The 14,510-nt window shown below is 64.0% G+C and carries 12 protein-coding genes; 9 read left to right on the plus strand and 3 right to left on the minus strand.

Annotated features, from left to right (window positions below; translation table 11 throughout):
- Nucleotides 1–81: 81 nt before the first annotated feature.
- Both oadA and BUC40_RS05850 read right to left on the minus strand, forming a co-directional pair.
- Nucleotides 82–1,893, minus strand: coding sequence for a sodium-extruding oxaloacetate decarboxylase subunit alpha (oadA, locus tag BUC40_RS05845; RefSeq protein WP_073263497.1), 1,812 nt, complete (start codon nucleotides 1,891–1,893; stop codon nucleotides 82–84).
- Nucleotides 1,894–1,903: 10 nt separating this feature from the next.
- Nucleotides 1,904–3,319, minus strand: coding sequence for an acetyl-CoA carboxylase biotin carboxylase subunit (locus BUC40_RS05850; protein WP_073263499.1), 1,416 nt, complete (start codon nucleotides 3,317–3,319; stop codon nucleotides 1,904–1,906).
- Nucleotides 3,320–3,506: 187 nt separating this feature from the next.
- Between BUC40_RS05850 and BUC40_RS05855 the strand changes: the two genes are divergently transcribed.
- Both BUC40_RS05855 and BUC40_RS05860 read left to right on the plus strand, forming a co-directional pair.
- On the plus strand, nucleotides 3,507–4,457 hold the full coding sequence (locus tag BUC40_RS05855) for a LysR family transcriptional regulator (RefSeq protein ID WP_073263906.1): 951 nt from the start codon (nucleotides 3,507–3,509) through the stop codon (nucleotides 4,455–4,457).
- A 48-nt stretch (nucleotides 4,458–4,505) separates the two neighbouring features.
- Nucleotides 4,506–5,177: a GntR family transcriptional regulator gene (locus tag BUC40_RS05860; protein ID WP_073263501.1), complete on the plus strand. Its 672-nt coding sequence runs from the start codon at nucleotides 4,506–4,508 to the stop codon at nucleotides 5,175–5,177.
- A 278-nt stretch (nucleotides 5,178–5,455) separates the two neighbouring features.
- Here BUC40_RS05860 and BUC40_RS05865 read toward each other — a convergent pair whose 3' ends face one another.
- Nucleotides 5,456–7,069 carry a L,D-transpeptidase family protein gene (locus BUC40_RS05865; protein ID WP_073263503.1) on the minus strand — a complete coding sequence of 538 codons (1,614 nt, stop codon included), beginning with the start codon at nucleotides 7,067–7,069 and terminating at the stop codon, nucleotides 5,456–5,458.
- A 152-nt stretch (nucleotides 7,070–7,221) separates the two neighbouring features.
- Between BUC40_RS05865 and BUC40_RS05870 the strand changes: the two genes are divergently transcribed.
- The 7 genes from BUC40_RS05870 to BUC40_RS05905 all read left to right on the plus strand — a co-directional run bounded on the left by BUC40_RS05870 (nucleotide 7,222) and on the right by BUC40_RS05905 (nucleotide 14,399).
- Nucleotides 7,222–7,935 carry a murein L,D-transpeptidase catalytic domain family protein gene (locus BUC40_RS05870; RefSeq protein WP_073263505.1) on the plus strand — a complete coding sequence of 238 codons (714 nt, stop codon included), beginning with the start codon at nucleotides 7,222–7,224 and terminating at the stop codon, nucleotides 7,933–7,935.
- A 244-nt stretch (nucleotides 7,936–8,179) separates the two neighbouring features.
- A complete protein-coding gene (locus BUC40_RS23110) occupies nucleotides 8,180–9,253 on the plus strand; it encodes a proline racemase family protein (RefSeq protein ID WP_244160603.1) in 1,074 nt (357 codons plus the stop codon).
- Nucleotides 9,250–10,365: an NAD(P)/FAD-dependent oxidoreductase gene (locus tag BUC40_RS05885; RefSeq protein WP_073263507.1), complete on the plus strand. Its 1,116-nt coding sequence runs from the start codon at nucleotides 9,250–9,252 to the stop codon at nucleotides 10,363–10,365. The genes BUC40_RS23110 and BUC40_RS05885 overlap by 4 nt, the downstream gene beginning before the upstream one ends.
- Nucleotides 10,358–10,594 carry a (2Fe-2S)-binding protein gene (locus BUC40_RS05890; RefSeq protein ID WP_073263509.1) on the plus strand — a complete coding sequence of 79 codons (237 nt, stop codon included), beginning with the start codon at nucleotides 10,358–10,360 and terminating at the stop codon, nucleotides 10,592–10,594. The genes BUC40_RS05885 and BUC40_RS05890 overlap by 8 nt, the downstream gene beginning before the upstream one ends.
- On the plus strand, nucleotides 10,591–11,868 hold the full coding sequence (locus BUC40_RS05895) for an NAD(P)/FAD-dependent oxidoreductase (RefSeq protein ID WP_073263511.1): 1,278 nt from the start codon (nucleotides 10,591–10,593) through the stop codon (nucleotides 11,866–11,868). Before BUC40_RS05890 ends, BUC40_RS05895 begins: the two co-directional genes overlap by 4 nt.
- Nucleotides 11,869–12,488: 620 nt before the next feature.
- Nucleotides 12,489–13,238: an AraC family transcriptional regulator gene (locus tag BUC40_RS05900; RefSeq protein ID WP_073263513.1), complete on the plus strand. Its 750-nt coding sequence runs from the start codon at nucleotides 12,489–12,491 to the stop codon at nucleotides 13,236–13,238.
- Nucleotides 13,239–13,451: 213 nt separating this feature from the next.
- A complete protein-coding gene (locus tag BUC40_RS05905; RefSeq protein ID WP_073263515.1) occupies nucleotides 13,452–14,399 on the plus strand; it encodes a dihydrodipicolinate synthase family protein in 948 nt (315 codons plus the stop codon).
- The last annotated feature ends 111 nt before the right edge of the window (nucleotides 14,400–14,510 follow it).

The following is a 14,510-nucleotide window of genomic DNA, read 5'->3' on the forward strand; positions in this document are numbered from 1 at the left end:
GCAGTCGCGGTTTCAGTCGGCCTTGGCCAACCGCCAGACAAAAAAAGGGGCCTTGCGGCCCCAGAGGTTAATCGGTAACGCTCAGGCTTCGACTTCGATCAGCACTTCGCCCGGGTTGACGCGGTCGCCCTTGGCCACGTGCACGGCCTTGACGGTGCCGGCAATCGGCGCCTGCACTTCGGTTTCCATCTTCATCGCTTCGGTGATCAGTACCGCCTGGCCGGCCTTGACGGTGTCGCCCTCCTTGACCAACACGTCGACGATATTGCCCGGCATGCTGGTGCTCACGTCGCCCGGCGCGCTGGCGCTGCGGCGCTTGCTGCCGGCGCCACCGGCCACGTAGTCGTTGAGCGCCTCGAACACCACTTCCTCGGGCATGCCGTCGATGGACAGGTAGAAGTGCCGCTTGCCCTCGCCCTTCACGCCAACGCCGGTGATGTCCACGCGGTAGCTCTCACCGTGCACGTCGATGATGAACTCGGTCGGCACGCCCGCACCGCCGACTGCTGCCACACCGCTGCCATCGGGAATCGGCAGCAACACTTCGGGCTGCAGAGTGCCGGCCTCACGCTCCTCGAGAAACTTGCGGCCGATGTCCGGGAACATGGCGAAGGTCAGCACGTCCTCTTCGGACTTGGCCAACTCGCCAATCTGCCCGCGCAGCTTGTCCATTTCTGGCTTGAGCAGGTCGGCCGGGCGCACGTCGATGACCTCTTCGCTGCCGATGGCCTGCTTGCGCAGCGTCTCACTGACCTCTCCCGGCGCCTGGCCGTAGCCGCCCTGCAGGTAGAGCTTCACCTCGTTGGTGATGGTCTTGTAGCGCTCACCGGCCAGCACGTTGAAGAACGCCTGGGTACCGACGATCTGCGAGGTCGGCGTCACCAGCGGCGGGAAACCGAGGTCTTCACGCACCCGCGGTATCTCCGCAAGCACTTCGTTCATGCGGTTCAGCGCGCCCTGCTCCTTGAGCTGGTTGGCCAGGTTGGAAATCATCCCGCCTGGTACCTGATTGACCTGAACGCGGGTATCGACGGCGGTGAATTCGCTTTCGAACTGGTGGTACTTCTTGCGCACCGCGTGGAAGTACATGCCGATTTCCTGGATCAGCGAGAGATCCAGGCCGGTGTCGTATTCGCTGCCCTTGAGCGCGGCGACCATGGACTCGGTACCCGGGTGGCTGGTGCCCCAGGCGAAGCTGGAGATGGCCGTGTCGATATGGTCAGCGCCGGCCTCGATGGCCTTGAGCTGGCACATCGAGCCCAGCCCGGCAGTGTCGTGGCTGTGGATAAATACCGGCAGGTCGATCTCGGCCTTCAGCGCCTTGACCAGCTCGAACGTGGCGTAGGGCGTGAGCAGCCCGGCCATGTCCTTGATGGCGATGGAGTCGATGCCCATGGCCTGCATGGCCTTGCCCTGGGCGACGAAGGCCGCCACGGTGTGCACCGGGCTGGTGGTGTAGGCGATGGTGCCCTGGGCATGCTTGCCGCTGGCCTTCACCGCCTCGATAGCCACCTGCAGGTTACGCACGTCGTTCATGGCGTCGAAGATGCGGAACACGTCGATGCCGTTTTCCGCCGCCTTGGCGACGAAGGCGCGCACCACGTCATCGCTGTAGTGGCGGTAGCCAAGCAGGTTCTGGCCGCGCAGGAGCATCTGCAGGCGGGTATTGGGCAGCGCCGCGCGCAGCTGGCGCAGACGCTCCCAGGGGTCTTCCTTGAGGAAGCGCACGCAGGCGTCGAAGGTCGCGCCGCCCCAGACTTCCAGCGACCAGTAGCCAACCTTGTCGAGTTTTTCGCAGATCGGCAGCATGTCTTCGGTGCGCATGCGGGTGGCCAGCAGGGACTGGTGGGCGTCGCGCAGGATGGTGTCGGTAACCGTGATCTTTCTTGTCATGGTGCGTTCCTCACAGGCCGGCATGGGCGGCGATGGCGGCGGCGATGGCCAGGGCCAGTTCGCCCGGCTTGCGTTTGATCGAGTAGTTCAACAGTTCGGGGTGGTTGTCGACGAAGCTGGTGTTGAAGCGCCCACTGCGGAATTCGTCGTTGGCGAGAATCTGCTGGTAGTAGGTGGCGGTGGTCTTCACGCCCTGTACGCGCATGTCGTCCAGCGCGCGTGCGCCACGGGCCAGCGCTTCTTCCCAGGTCAGCGCCCAGACAACCAATTTCAGGCACATGGAGTCGTAGTACGGCGGAATGGTGTAGCCGGTGTAGATCGCCGTGTCAGTGCGCACACCGGGACCACCAGGAGCGTAATAGCGGGTGATCTTGCCGAACGAGGGCAGGAAGTTGTTGCGCGGGTCTTCGGCGTTGATCCGGAACTGCAGGGCGAAGCCGCGGTACTGGATATCTTCCTGCTTGATCGACAGCGGCAGGCCGGAGGCGATACGAATCTGCTCGCGGACGATGTCGATGCCGGTGATTTCCTCGGTGATGGTGTGCTCCACCTGCACCCGGGTATTCATCTCCATGAAGTACACCTCGCCCTCGGCGAGCAGAAACTCCACGGTGCCAGCGTTCTCGTAACCGACCGCCTGGGCGGCGCGCACGGCGAGGTCGCCGATATAGGCGCGCTGCTCCGGGGTGAGCTGCGGGCTGGGGGCGATCTCGATGAGCTTCTGGTTGCGCCGCTGGATCGAGCAGTCACGCTCGTACAGGTGCACGGTGTTGCCGAAGCTGTCGGCGAGGATCTGCGCCTCGATATGCTTCGGGTTGACGATGCATTTTTCCAGGAAGACTTCCGCACTGCCGAAGGCCTTGGTGGCTTCGGAAATCACCCGCGGGAATGCCTGTTCGAGCTCCTCGCGGCTATTACAGCGGCGAATGCCGCGGCCGCCACCCCCAGAGGTAGCCTTGAGCATCACCGGGTAGCCGATGCGGTCGCCTTCGCGCAACGCCTCGGCGATATCCGCGACGTTGCCCTCGGTGCCCGGCGTCACCGGCACGCCGGCCTTGATCATGCTGCGCCGCGCTTCGGTCTTGTCGCCCATGCGGCGAATCACTTCGGCACTCGGGCCGATGAACTTGATACCGCGCGAAGCGCAGATTTCCGCCAGCTCGGCGTTCTCGGAGAGAAAGCCGTAGCCGGGGTGCAATGCATCGCAACCGGTTTCCACCGCCAGGTTCACCAGCTTGCGCGGGTTGAGGTAACCGGCCAGGGGGTCATCGCCAATACCGTAGGCCTCGTCGGCACGCTTGACGTGCAGCGCCTGGCGGTCGGCGTCCGAATAGATGGCCACCGAACGGATATTCATTTCGGCACAGGCCCGCACGATGCGCACCGCAATCTCGCCACGGTTGGCGATCAGGATTTTCTTGATCACGAGCCAGCATCCTCGATCACGTGAACAGGCAACCCAAAAAGGGTCGAGATATGACCGGATATGTCCGCCCGGCCTTATGAGCCACCCTACGCCGCTGTAACAATTAACCAAAATCAATATTTGTTGGGTTATGCATAAGTAAAAACTTATGCTCTACGAACAACAAACCACCACAGTGGTGAATAAAATTCGCAAGTCATTGTTACGCATCACCTTTCGCCAACTTCAGGTGTTTCGCTCGGTGTGCGACAACCGCTCCTACAGCCGCGCCGCCGAAGAAATGGCCCTGACCCAGCCGGCCGTGAGCCTGCAGGTTCGTCAGCTCGAAGAGCTGCTCGGCCAGCCGCTGTTCGACTACGTGGGCAAGAAGCTCTACCTGACCGAAGCCGCCGAAGCGCTGCAGCGGGCCAGCGAGGATATCTTCGGGCGCCTGGAAAGCCTGGACATGCAGCTCGCCGACCTCAAGGGTTCGCTGCAGGGGCAGCTGAGCCTGGCCATCGAATCCAGCGCCAAGTACTTCGTTCCGCACCTGTTCGCCGCTTTTCGCCGCGAACACCCGGAAGTCAGCCTGCAGCTCACAGTGGTCAACCACACCCAGGCGGTCAGGCGGCTCAGCGCCAACCGCGACGACCTGCTGATCATGTCTCAGGTGCCGGCGGACATGGCCCTGGAATTTCTGCCGTTTCTCAACAATCCGATCATCGCCGTGGCGCCGGCGGATCATCCGCTGAGCCAGGCAGAGACCCTCCAGCTGCAGGACCTGTGCGACTGGCCGCTATTGGTTCGCGAGCCGGGCTCGGGCACCCGCCGCGCCTGCGAGGAGTACTGCCACCAGAAGCGCGCGCATTTCGCGCAGATCCAGGAGGTCGGCTCCATGGAGGGCCAGCGTGAGGGCGTGCTGGCCGGCCTGGGCCTGGCGCTGATTCCGCGCCACGCGGTGCGCCGCGAGCTTCAACTGGGCCTGCTGCGCGAATTGCCGGTGGCCGAGCTGCCGCTGCTGCGCAGCTGGTGCGTGATGCACCCACGTGGCAAATACCTGTCGCCGGTGGCCCAGGCGTTCTTCCACTTCGTGCGTGACCAACGCAAGCAGATCGGCGCGCTGGCCGAGCAGTTCAGTGGCGCGAGCAATTCCCTGTAAAGGTTTCGTATATCATATTCAAAAACCTCTTTTAACAGGTGCACCTGCGTGCCATTACCTCCCCTGAATGCCCCGAATCTGGGCATTACCCCGTCTGCCTCCGAGGTGATCACCAGGCACCTGCGCGACGCCATCGTCGCCGGGCACTTCGCCGAAGACGAACCGGTGCGCCAGGACGATATCGCCAAGCTGTTCAACGTCAGCAAGATCCCCGTGCGCGAAGCGCTCAAGCGCTTGGAGGCCGAGGGGCTGGTGGTGTTCCAGCGCAACAAGGGCGCGGTGGTCACACGCATCTCCGAGCCGGAGCTGGCACAGATGTTCGAGGTGCGCATCCTGCTCGAAGACAAGCTGCTGCGCCTGGCGATTCCCAACATGACCGACGCCACCTTCGCCCGTGCCGAGCGTATCTGCGAGGAGTTCATCGGCGAAGACGATGTCGGTCGCTGGGCCGAGCTCAACTGGGAGCTGCATGCCTGCCTGTACGAGCCGGCGCAGCGGCCGTTTCTGGTCAGCCTGATCCGCTCCATCCACGACAAGCTGGAACGCTACCTGCGCATGCAGATGAGCCTGTCCGAGGGCAAGGACCTCGCCGATCACGAACACCGCGAAATCCTCGCCGCCTGCCGCGCCCGCGACATCGAGCGCGCCGCCGGGTTGCTCGAAGAACACATCACCGGCGTGTGCCGCAGCCTGTTCGAGCACCTGCCCGGGCATCGCTGAATCGGCTGTCGGTACGGTCACTTGTCTGGGATGTGGGAGCGCGCCATGCGCGCGAAAAATCGCGGGCATGGCCCGCTCCCACTGACACGGCTTATCGCTAGGACAATAAACTCATCCTAGATACAGATTTCTAGGCGAGCACATCGCGGTCTGTTAGGCATCGACCTGCGGCGCTGAACTCAAGCTGGAACGCAGCCCCGTGGGAGCGCGCCATGCGCGCGACAATCGCAGGCATGGCCTTCTCTCACAGGGGATACACCAAGCCGGACTTATCTGCCCTAGATGCGGTTTGACGCATCCAACGCCTTGAGCAAACGCGCGTCATGTCCATAGATATCCGGGCGGAATTGCACCTGGCCATCCGCGCCGACCTGGGCCGTCCAGTAGGCCATCAGGATTGGTACCGGGCGCGGTAGATCAGCGCGCAGGGTGCTGCCGCTTTCCCACTGCCTGGCGATACGTGCGCGCTCGCTTGGGGTGGCGCCGACGAGCAGCTGGTCGACCAGTTCGGTGACCCGCTCGATACGTACGCAGCCCGAGCTGAACAACCGCGGCAGGTTGTCGAACAGGCGCTGGCTGGGCGTATCGTGCAGGTACACCGAGAAAGGATTGGGGAACCGAATTGCTACCTTGCCCAGCGGGCTATGAGCACCGGCAGACTGGCGGATCATCACCCGACCGGGGCGCTCCCAGTCGACGCCACGCGGGTCCACCGGGTTGCCGTCGTAGTCGATCACCTGCATATGGTTGGCGGCCAGATAGCCTGCCGCGTCACGGCGCAGCTCCGGCAGTTTGTCCTCTTTCAGGATGGTCGGCGGAATGGTCCAGGTCGGATTGAGCGTCAGGTGGGTGATGCGCGAGCGCAGCAGCGGCGTCGGCCGCGCTGGGCGCCCGACCTGGGTGCGTGCCTGCCAGGCGACGGCGTGGTCACGCAGGAACATCACCTCGGCACCCGCTACGTCGATCAGCACGCTGGTCGGCTCGATCTCGTGGGACAGCCAGCGCAGACGCTCCAGGTTGATGCGGATCTGATCCATGCGCTCGCTGGCCGAGCGGTTTAGCTCGGCCAGCGTGCCGGCGCCAACCACACCATCGGGCTTGAGCAGGTGATTGCGCTGGAAAGCCTTGACCGCCTCGACCAGCGCCGTCGAATACACCGAGGTTTCCTCGGCCACTAGGGCCGGCACGCCTTGCGACAGATCGCCGTGCAATTGCAGACGTTGCTCCAGCAAGGGCACGCGACCATCCACAGCGCCGGGCTTCAGGAGCGTTCCGCCGGGAATCGCCAGCCACTGCGGCAACTCTTGGCGACGCAGCTCGGCGTAACGCTGCCGCAATTCTCGATAAGGGCCGAAATTTGGTCGCGCCTGCTCGAACGCCTGCGCCGGATCATTCAGCCCGGCCTGGGCAATCGCCAGCAGCGGTGCCTGGCTCTGCTGCACGGCCATGCTCTCCGGCTCCCACAGCGGCTCCACTTTGGCCTGCTCCAGACGACCGTAGGCCAGATCACGCAGCGCCTGCAGATAGGAGGCCGTAGCTAGCACCTCTACGCAGGCAGCCAGCCGCGGCGATGGATCATCGACGGCAGCCAGCTCGCGCAACGGCTCCAGGTGATAAGCACGCGGCTCCAGACCATCGTCGCCTAAGCTCTCCAGTTGGGTGAACAGCGCCGGCAGGTTTTGCTTGTTCCACACCGGTTGCGCGCCGCGCAGCAGGTAAAACGGCTCCAGCCACTCGCGATCCTTGGCGGAAAGTTCAAGGGCGGGCGTTACGCAGGTCAGGCTGGGTTCGGCGAGCTGTTCCTGAAGCGGGCTGGATGGCATGGCATCGGCCAGCGCCAAGGGAGCGGCGAGGGCCAATGCCCAGGCAACGGAAGGGGTGGGAGAAAACAAAGCGCCGCTCCAATTTACGACAGAGTGAATGACAGCCCGTCGGAATCGCCCGCGGGTCAGAAGAACTCGGCTGCTAGAATCGCGGGCTTTGTTGTGCCCGCATTGCCTGGCGAAGGCTCGACCCGTCGAGGGTAGAAACTCAGAGACTTGAAATGATGACCACGATTCAGCGAATTTGCTTAGCCTTTCTTTGCCTGGCATTGCCCGTTCCATCCGTGATGGCCGCCACCCTGGCGCCCGATCCCCTGCTGGAAGGCCTGTCTGCACAAGCACCGGCGCTGAACCGCAAGGTGCTTAACCATGCCATCGACGCCATGCGTTGCGCCATCAATAACGGCGCCGTACCTGCCCAGCGTCTCGCTGTCATCGACTTTTCCAAACCCTCCAGCGAACGCCGCCTTTGGATCTTCGACCTGACCAAGAAGCGCCTGCTGCTGCATGACCTGGTCGCCCACGGCCAACAGTCCGGTGACAACTTCGCCACCCGTTTCTCCAACAACGAAGGCAGCCACCAATCCAGCATTGGCCTATTCCGCACCCAAGAGAGCTACACCGGCAAACATGGCTACTCGCTGCGTATGGACGGCCTGGAGCCCGGCTTCAACGACCTGGCCCGGCAGCGCGCCATCGTCATCCACCCCGCCGACTACGTGAACCCGGCCTGGATCAAGACCCAGGGCCGCATCGGTCGCAGCCAGGGCTGCCCCGCGGTACGCCCGGAAGTCGCACGCATGGTGGTAGACAGCCTCAAGGGCGGCCAATTCATGTTTTCGTATTACCCGGACAAACGCTGGCTAAAGGGCTCGGCGTTCATTAATTGCAAACCGGGCTTGGTCGCCGGGATCGTCAGCGCCAAAGAGGGCTGAGATTCAAGAACGCGACCGAATGGGTGGCCTGGAGCCCACCCTATGGGGCGCACATGTCGTAGGTTGGCCGGGCGGCAATGCGCTTCAGCCGAGCAAGCCTGGCTAAATAATTCCACCCAAAGCGTAACGAACGGCCTGGATCACTATGCCGATTTCGTCATCGCCCCCGCGCAAATCCTTCAAGCCGTCTGGCCCGCCTCGCGTCACGCTGTAGCCATTCAATCGGCATACAGGTGCAGCGCCCATGAAACGTATCGAAGTGATCGACTCCCATACCGGCGGCGAGCCAACCCGGCTGGTGGTCAGCGGGTTTCCTGACCTCGGCACGGGCAGCATGGCCGAGCGCAAGCAACTGCTGGCCAGCGAGCACGATGCCTGGCGCGCTGCCTGCATTCTCGAACCGCGCGGCAATGACGTACTGGTTGGCGCCCTGCTCTGCGAGCCCGTCGACCCCAGCGCCTGTGCCGGGGTGATCTTCTTCAACAACACCGGCTACCTCGGCATGTGCGGGCACGGCACCATCGGTTTGGTGGTATCGCTGGCCCATATGGGCCGCATCGGCGCTGGCGTGCACAAGATCGAAACGCCGGTGGGCACGGTCGAGGCGACCTTGCACGAGGATCGCTCGGTCAGCGTGCGCAACGTGCCGTCCTACCGTTACCGCCAGGCCGTCGAACTGCAGGTGCCGGGCTACGGCCTGGTGCAGGGCGATATCGCCTGGGGCGGCAACTGGTTCTTCCTGATCGCCGACCACGGCCAGCGCATCACCGGCGACAACGTCGAAGCGCTGACCGCCTACACCTACGCCGTGCAAAAGGCGCTGGAAGACCAGGGTATTCGTGGCGAGGACGGCGGCCTGATCGACCATATCGAGCTGTTTGCCGAAAATGAACAGCCGGAAGGCTCGCAGCCAAGCGTCGCGAGCGAAGAGGAGGCAAGGCGGGAGCTGGCGAAAAAGCGCAGTTTACTAGCTGTAAATGAGCATTTTTCGCCAGTTCCCAACGCCGCATCATCGAGCGCAGCAGCTTCGCTGCGAGCCGACAGCAGGAATTTCGTGCTCTGCCCTGGCAAGGCTTACGACCGCTCGCCCTGCGGCACCGGCACCAGCGCCAAGCTGGCCTGCCTGGCCGCCGACGGCAAGCTACAACCCGGCGAGATCTGGCGCCAGGCCAGCGTGATCGGCAGCCTGTTCGAAGGCTCGTTCGAGTGGCAGGGCGACAAGGTGATTCCGACCATCCGCGGGCGCGCCAATATCAGCGCCGAGGCCACCCTGCTGCTCGAACAGGACGACCCGTTCGCCTGGGGCATCCGCCCGTGAACCCGTTGCGGGTCGCCGATGTGATCGTTATCGGTGCCGGCATCATCGGCGCCGCCTGCGCCCGCGAACTGGCCCGCCGCGGCCAGCAGGTACTGGTCCTCGATGCCGGCCTGCACGGCGCCACCGCCGCCGGCATGGGCCACCTGCTGGTGCTCGACGACAACCAGGCCGAACTCGACATCAGCCTCTACTCGGTGAGCCGCTGGCGCGAGCTGGGCCCGCAATTGCCGGACGACTGCGCGTATCGCAACAACGGCACGCTGTGGCTGGCCGCCAACGAAGAAGAGCTGGCGGGCGCGGAAGCCAAGTGCATCAACCTGCGCGCCGAGGGAGTACGCTGCGAGATGGTACCCGGCCACGCGCTGCAGGCCATGGAACCGATCCTGCGCGACGGCCTGCACGGCGCCCTGCGCCTGCCCGACGACGGCATTCTCTATGCACCGAACACTGCACGCTGGATGCTCGACAACCCGCGTATCACCAGGCGTCGCGCCAAGGTCACGGAGCTGGACGGCAACCGCGTGCGCCTCGAAGACGGCAGCTGGCTGGGCGCCGATGCCGTGGTGCTGGCCAACGGTATTCAAGCCGTGGAGCTCTGTCCGGAGCTGCCCATCGCGGCGAAGAAGGGCCACCTGCTGATCACCGACCGCTACCCGCACCCGGTCACCCACACCATCACCGAACTCAGTTACCTGACCAGCGTGCACAACACCAGCGGCGCCTCGGTGGCCTGCAATATCCAGCCACGGCCGACGGGTCAGCTGTTCATCGGCACCTCGCGGCAGTTCGATAACCTTGATCCCGAGGTCGACGGCTGGTTGCTGGCGCGCATGCTCAAGCATGCCGCGAGCTATGCGCCGAGCCTGGCGCAACTCAACGGCATCCGCGCCTGGGCCGGCTTTCGCGCCGCCACACCAGACGGCATGCCGCTGATTGGCGAACACCCCGCGCAGCCTGGGCTATGGCTGGCGGTCGGCCACGAAGGCCTGGGTGTTACCGCCGCGCCGGGCACCGCCGACCTGCTCGCAGCGCTGCTGTGGGGCGAGGCCGAGCCCATTCCCGCAGCCGCCTATGCGCCCCAGCGTTACCTTGGAGAGCCCGTTCATGCCTGATCTGCACCTCGATGGGCGCCCGCTCAGCGTAGCGCCGGGCACCACGGTCGCTGCCGCGCTCGCCTTGGGCGGCGACGGCAGCACACGTACCTCGGTCAGCGGCCAGCGCCGAGCACCACTGTGTGGCATGGGCATCTGCCAGGAATGCCGGGTAACTATCGATGGCCTGCGCCGCCTGGCCTGCCAGACCCTGTGCCGCGATGGCATGCAGGTGGAGACACGGCCATGAGCGAACAGGCTGACGTACTGATCATCGGCGCCGGCCCGGCCGGCCTGTCCGCAGCGCTGGCCGCCGCAGGCGACGGGATGCGCGTGGTGCTGCTCGACGACAATCCATTGCCCGGCGGGCAGATCTGGCGCGATGGCGCGGGGGCGAAGGTGCCTGACCAGGCGCGCCGCCTGCGCGATGCTGTGGATAACCACGCCGGTATCCAGCGCCACGCCGCCACCCGCGTGGTGGCCCGCGCCGGCAGCCATGCGCTGCTGGTGGAAGATCCCGAGCACGGCTGGGTGATCAGCTATCGCAAGCTGATCCTGTGTACCGGCGCGCGGGAACTGTTACTGCCGTTTCCCGGCTGGACATTGCCCGGCGTTACCGGTGCCGGCGGCCTGCAGGCGCTGATCAAGGGCGGCTTGCCGGTCGCCGGTGAACGCATTGTGATCGCTGGCAGCGGCCCGCTGCTGCTGGCCAGCGCGAGCACGGCGAAACACAACGGTGCCAGGGTGCTGCGCATTGCCGAGCAGGCATCGCTGCGGGCGGTCGCAGGTTTCGCCGCGCAATTGCCGCGCTGGCCGCACAAGCTGTTGCAGTCCTTCGGCCTGTTCGATGGCGGTTATCGGCCCGCTACACGCATCGTCGCCGCGCTGGGGCAGGATCGCCTGGAAGGTGTGCGCCTGCAGCGTGACGGCAAGCTCGAAGAGCTGGCGTGCGAGCGCCTGGCCTGCGGTTTCGGCCTGATCCCCAACGTGCAACTAGGCCAGGCCCTCGGCTGTGCGCTGGGTAACAGCGCCATCAAGGTGGACGCCTGGCAGGCGACCGATGTGGCCGGCATCTACGCGGCGGGCGAATGTACCGGGTTCGGCGGCAGCGAACTGGCCCTGGTCGAAGGCCGCATTGCCGGCCACGCCGCGGCCGGCAACCGCGAGGCCGCGCGGCGGATGTGGGCAACCCGTGCCCGCTGGCAACGCTTTGCCGATGCGCTGCACAAATACTTCGCGCTGGACCCCGCACTCAAACGCCTGGCGCAATCAGACACCCTGCTGTGCCGCTGCGAAGACGTCCCCTACGCCGCCGTGGCCGCACACAGCAACTGGCGTGAAGCGAAGCTGGCGACGCGCTGCGGCATGGGCGCCTGCCAGGGAAAAATCTGCGGCGGTGCCGCGCAATACCTGTTCGATTGGCAGCCCACAGCGCCGCGACCGCCCTTCACACCGACCCGAGTCGACACCCTCATGCAGCTGGAAGAGGCGGCCCAGAGCTGCTCGCCGAGAACGTGCAGCTAATTCCAATCGCGGGTGAGCCGCACACCTCAAACGGTAACAAAGCGGGTAACGCGGTAACGCTTTTGTGCTCCGCAGCACAGTCAGAAAAACGAAGAAAAACTTAAGTTACTGATAAATAAAGATATTCCAAAACTGGCACAGGTTATGCTCTATCTCCCGCACAACAAAAATAACAAGACACACCCCATAACAAGAACAAGACAACGGCTCTAGCATAAGAAAGACAAAAACGCAGAGACGCAGCTAACTGATTTCTTTGGAGAGGACCGCCCTCGGGCTTGTACCGCAACCGGGTCGAGAACAATAAAACTGCTTTGCAAGGCAGCGACAGACGGGTTGGATCTACGGATCACGGCAACATCAGCGTCCAAACAAATCCGTTCGCTCTTGGCCTCCTTTGGAGGCCTCGGCTAAAACAAGAACAATAGGCCGTTAGCACTAACAAGAACGATGATTCGAACAAGATTTAGGGGAGCCTCGGCTCCCCTTTCTGCTTTCTGGCGTGTGCGCCAGCCGCTTCCCCTCCCACCACAATCCTTGCAGCCGCACAGACTCAATAGCTGCCTGCCTGCTGATAACGCGCTAGGCTCTGCAGCTATTCGAACTGTCTGCAGCCAGCCATGCACAGCCTGCTACCTAACTCGCCTCATCCCGACCTGCCGACATTGATCAGCACTCTCATGCAGATCGAGCCGTTGCTCGATGCCATGCCGGAGGTGGTGTTCTTCATCAAGGACACCCAGACCCGCTACGCCCTGGTCAACCAGACCCTGGCCCAGCGGCTGGGCTTCAAGAGCAAAGACAAGCTGGTGGGGATGACCGCCGAACAAGTGTTCCCGGCCAGCTTCGGACCCTCCTATACCGCGCAGGATCGGCGCGTACTGGATGACGGTAGCCAGCTCGACGACCAGTTGGAGCTGCACCTTTATTACGGCAACCAGCCGGTCTGGTGCCTGACCCACAAGCTGGCGCTTCGCAATCGGTCCGGAGACATCATCGGCCTGGCCGGTATCTCCCGGGATGTACAGCTGCCGCAGTCAGGCCACCCGGCCTACCCAAAGCTCGCGGCGGTGGATGCCTATATCCGCGAGCACTTCGCCCGGCCGATCAGCCTGGCCGAGCTCACCGAGCTGGCCGGATTGTCAGTGGCGCAATTGGAGCGCCACTGCAAACGCATCTTCCAGCTCACCCCGCGGCAGATGATCCACAAGGCACGCCTCGGCGAGGCCAGCCGCCTGCTGCAGCACGACCTGCCAATCACCGAAATCGCCCTGCGCTGCGGTTACACCGACCACAGTGCCTTCAGCCGCCAGTTCCGTGCGCTTACCGGGCTGACGCCCAGCCAGTTCCGCGAATCCCACGCCGGCTGATACCACCGGGTGTTCCGAAACAGGGCGACAGTGCGCGGCTATCGCTCCCATCTGTAACACCCGACCTGGGTTCTTGACTGCCCTTTTAACCCTCATTCCCTTTCGATCCGCCATAGCACGCGGCCTGCAGCACCACGCAGCAGAACAGGCACAGCGGTTGCACATTAAATATCGTATACGAAATTTCCTATAATGTTCCTGGGAGGCAACACGATGAGCAGTAACATCTTCAACGGCACCATCCCCGCCCTGATGACCCCCTGCACCCCCGAGCGCAAACCGGACTTCGACGCCCTGGTGCGCAAGGCTAAAGAGCTGATCCAGGCCGGCATGAGCGCAGTGGTCTACTGCGGCTCCATGGGCGACTGGCCGTTGCTTACCGAGGCCCAACGCCAGGAAGGCGTGGCGCGCCTGGTGGCTGCCGGCATCCCGACCATCGTTGGTACCGGGGCGGTGAACAGCCGCGAAGCGGTATCCCACGCCGCCCACGCCGCCAAGGTCGGCGCCCATGGTCTGATGGTCATCCCGCGCGTGTTGTCCCGCGGTGCGTCGCCAGCCGCCCAGGAAGCGCACTTCGCCGCCATTCTCGAAGCAGCGCCAGAACTGCCGGCGGTGATCTACAACAGCCCGTACTACGGCTTCGCTACCCGCGCCGAGTTGTTCTTCAAGCTGCGTCGCCAATACCCCAACCTGATCGGCTTCAAGGAATTCGGTGGCGCCGCCGACATGCGCTACGCCGCCGAGCACATCACCTCCCAGGATAAGGACGTGATTCTCATGGCCGGCGTCGACACCCAGGTGGTGCACGGCTTCGTCAATTGCGGCGCGACTGGCGCCATCACCGGGATCGGCAACGCCCTGCCGCACGAAGTGCTGCAGCTGGTCGAGCTGAGCAAGCAGGCCGCCAAGGGCGATGCCGTGGCCCGCCGTCGCGCCCTGGAGCTTTCCGAGGCGCTGAACGTGCTGTCGTCCTTCGACGAAGGCACCGACCTGGTCCTCTACTACAAGCACCTGATGGTGCTCGGCGGCGACCCGGAATACGCCCTGCACTTCTATGAAACCGATGCCCTCAGCGATGCCCAGCGTAACTACGCCGAGACCCAGTACCAGCTGTTCCGCCAGTGGTACGCCAACTGGTCGGCCGAAAACAGCGCCGTCTGATCGTCCCACATAGGCCGGATGCCAGCAGCGCATCCGGCCAAGCGGGCTCGTAGTTATCCCCAACTGCCGGAATCTGCGAGTAGATCACCAAGCCTGCAAAGATCTGCCGAG

It is taken from the genome of Phytopseudomonas punonensis, from assembly GCF_900142655.1.
Taxonomy (GTDB): domain Bacteria; phylum Pseudomonadota; class Gammaproteobacteria; order Pseudomonadales; family Pseudomonadaceae; genus Aquipseudomonas; species Aquipseudomonas punonensis.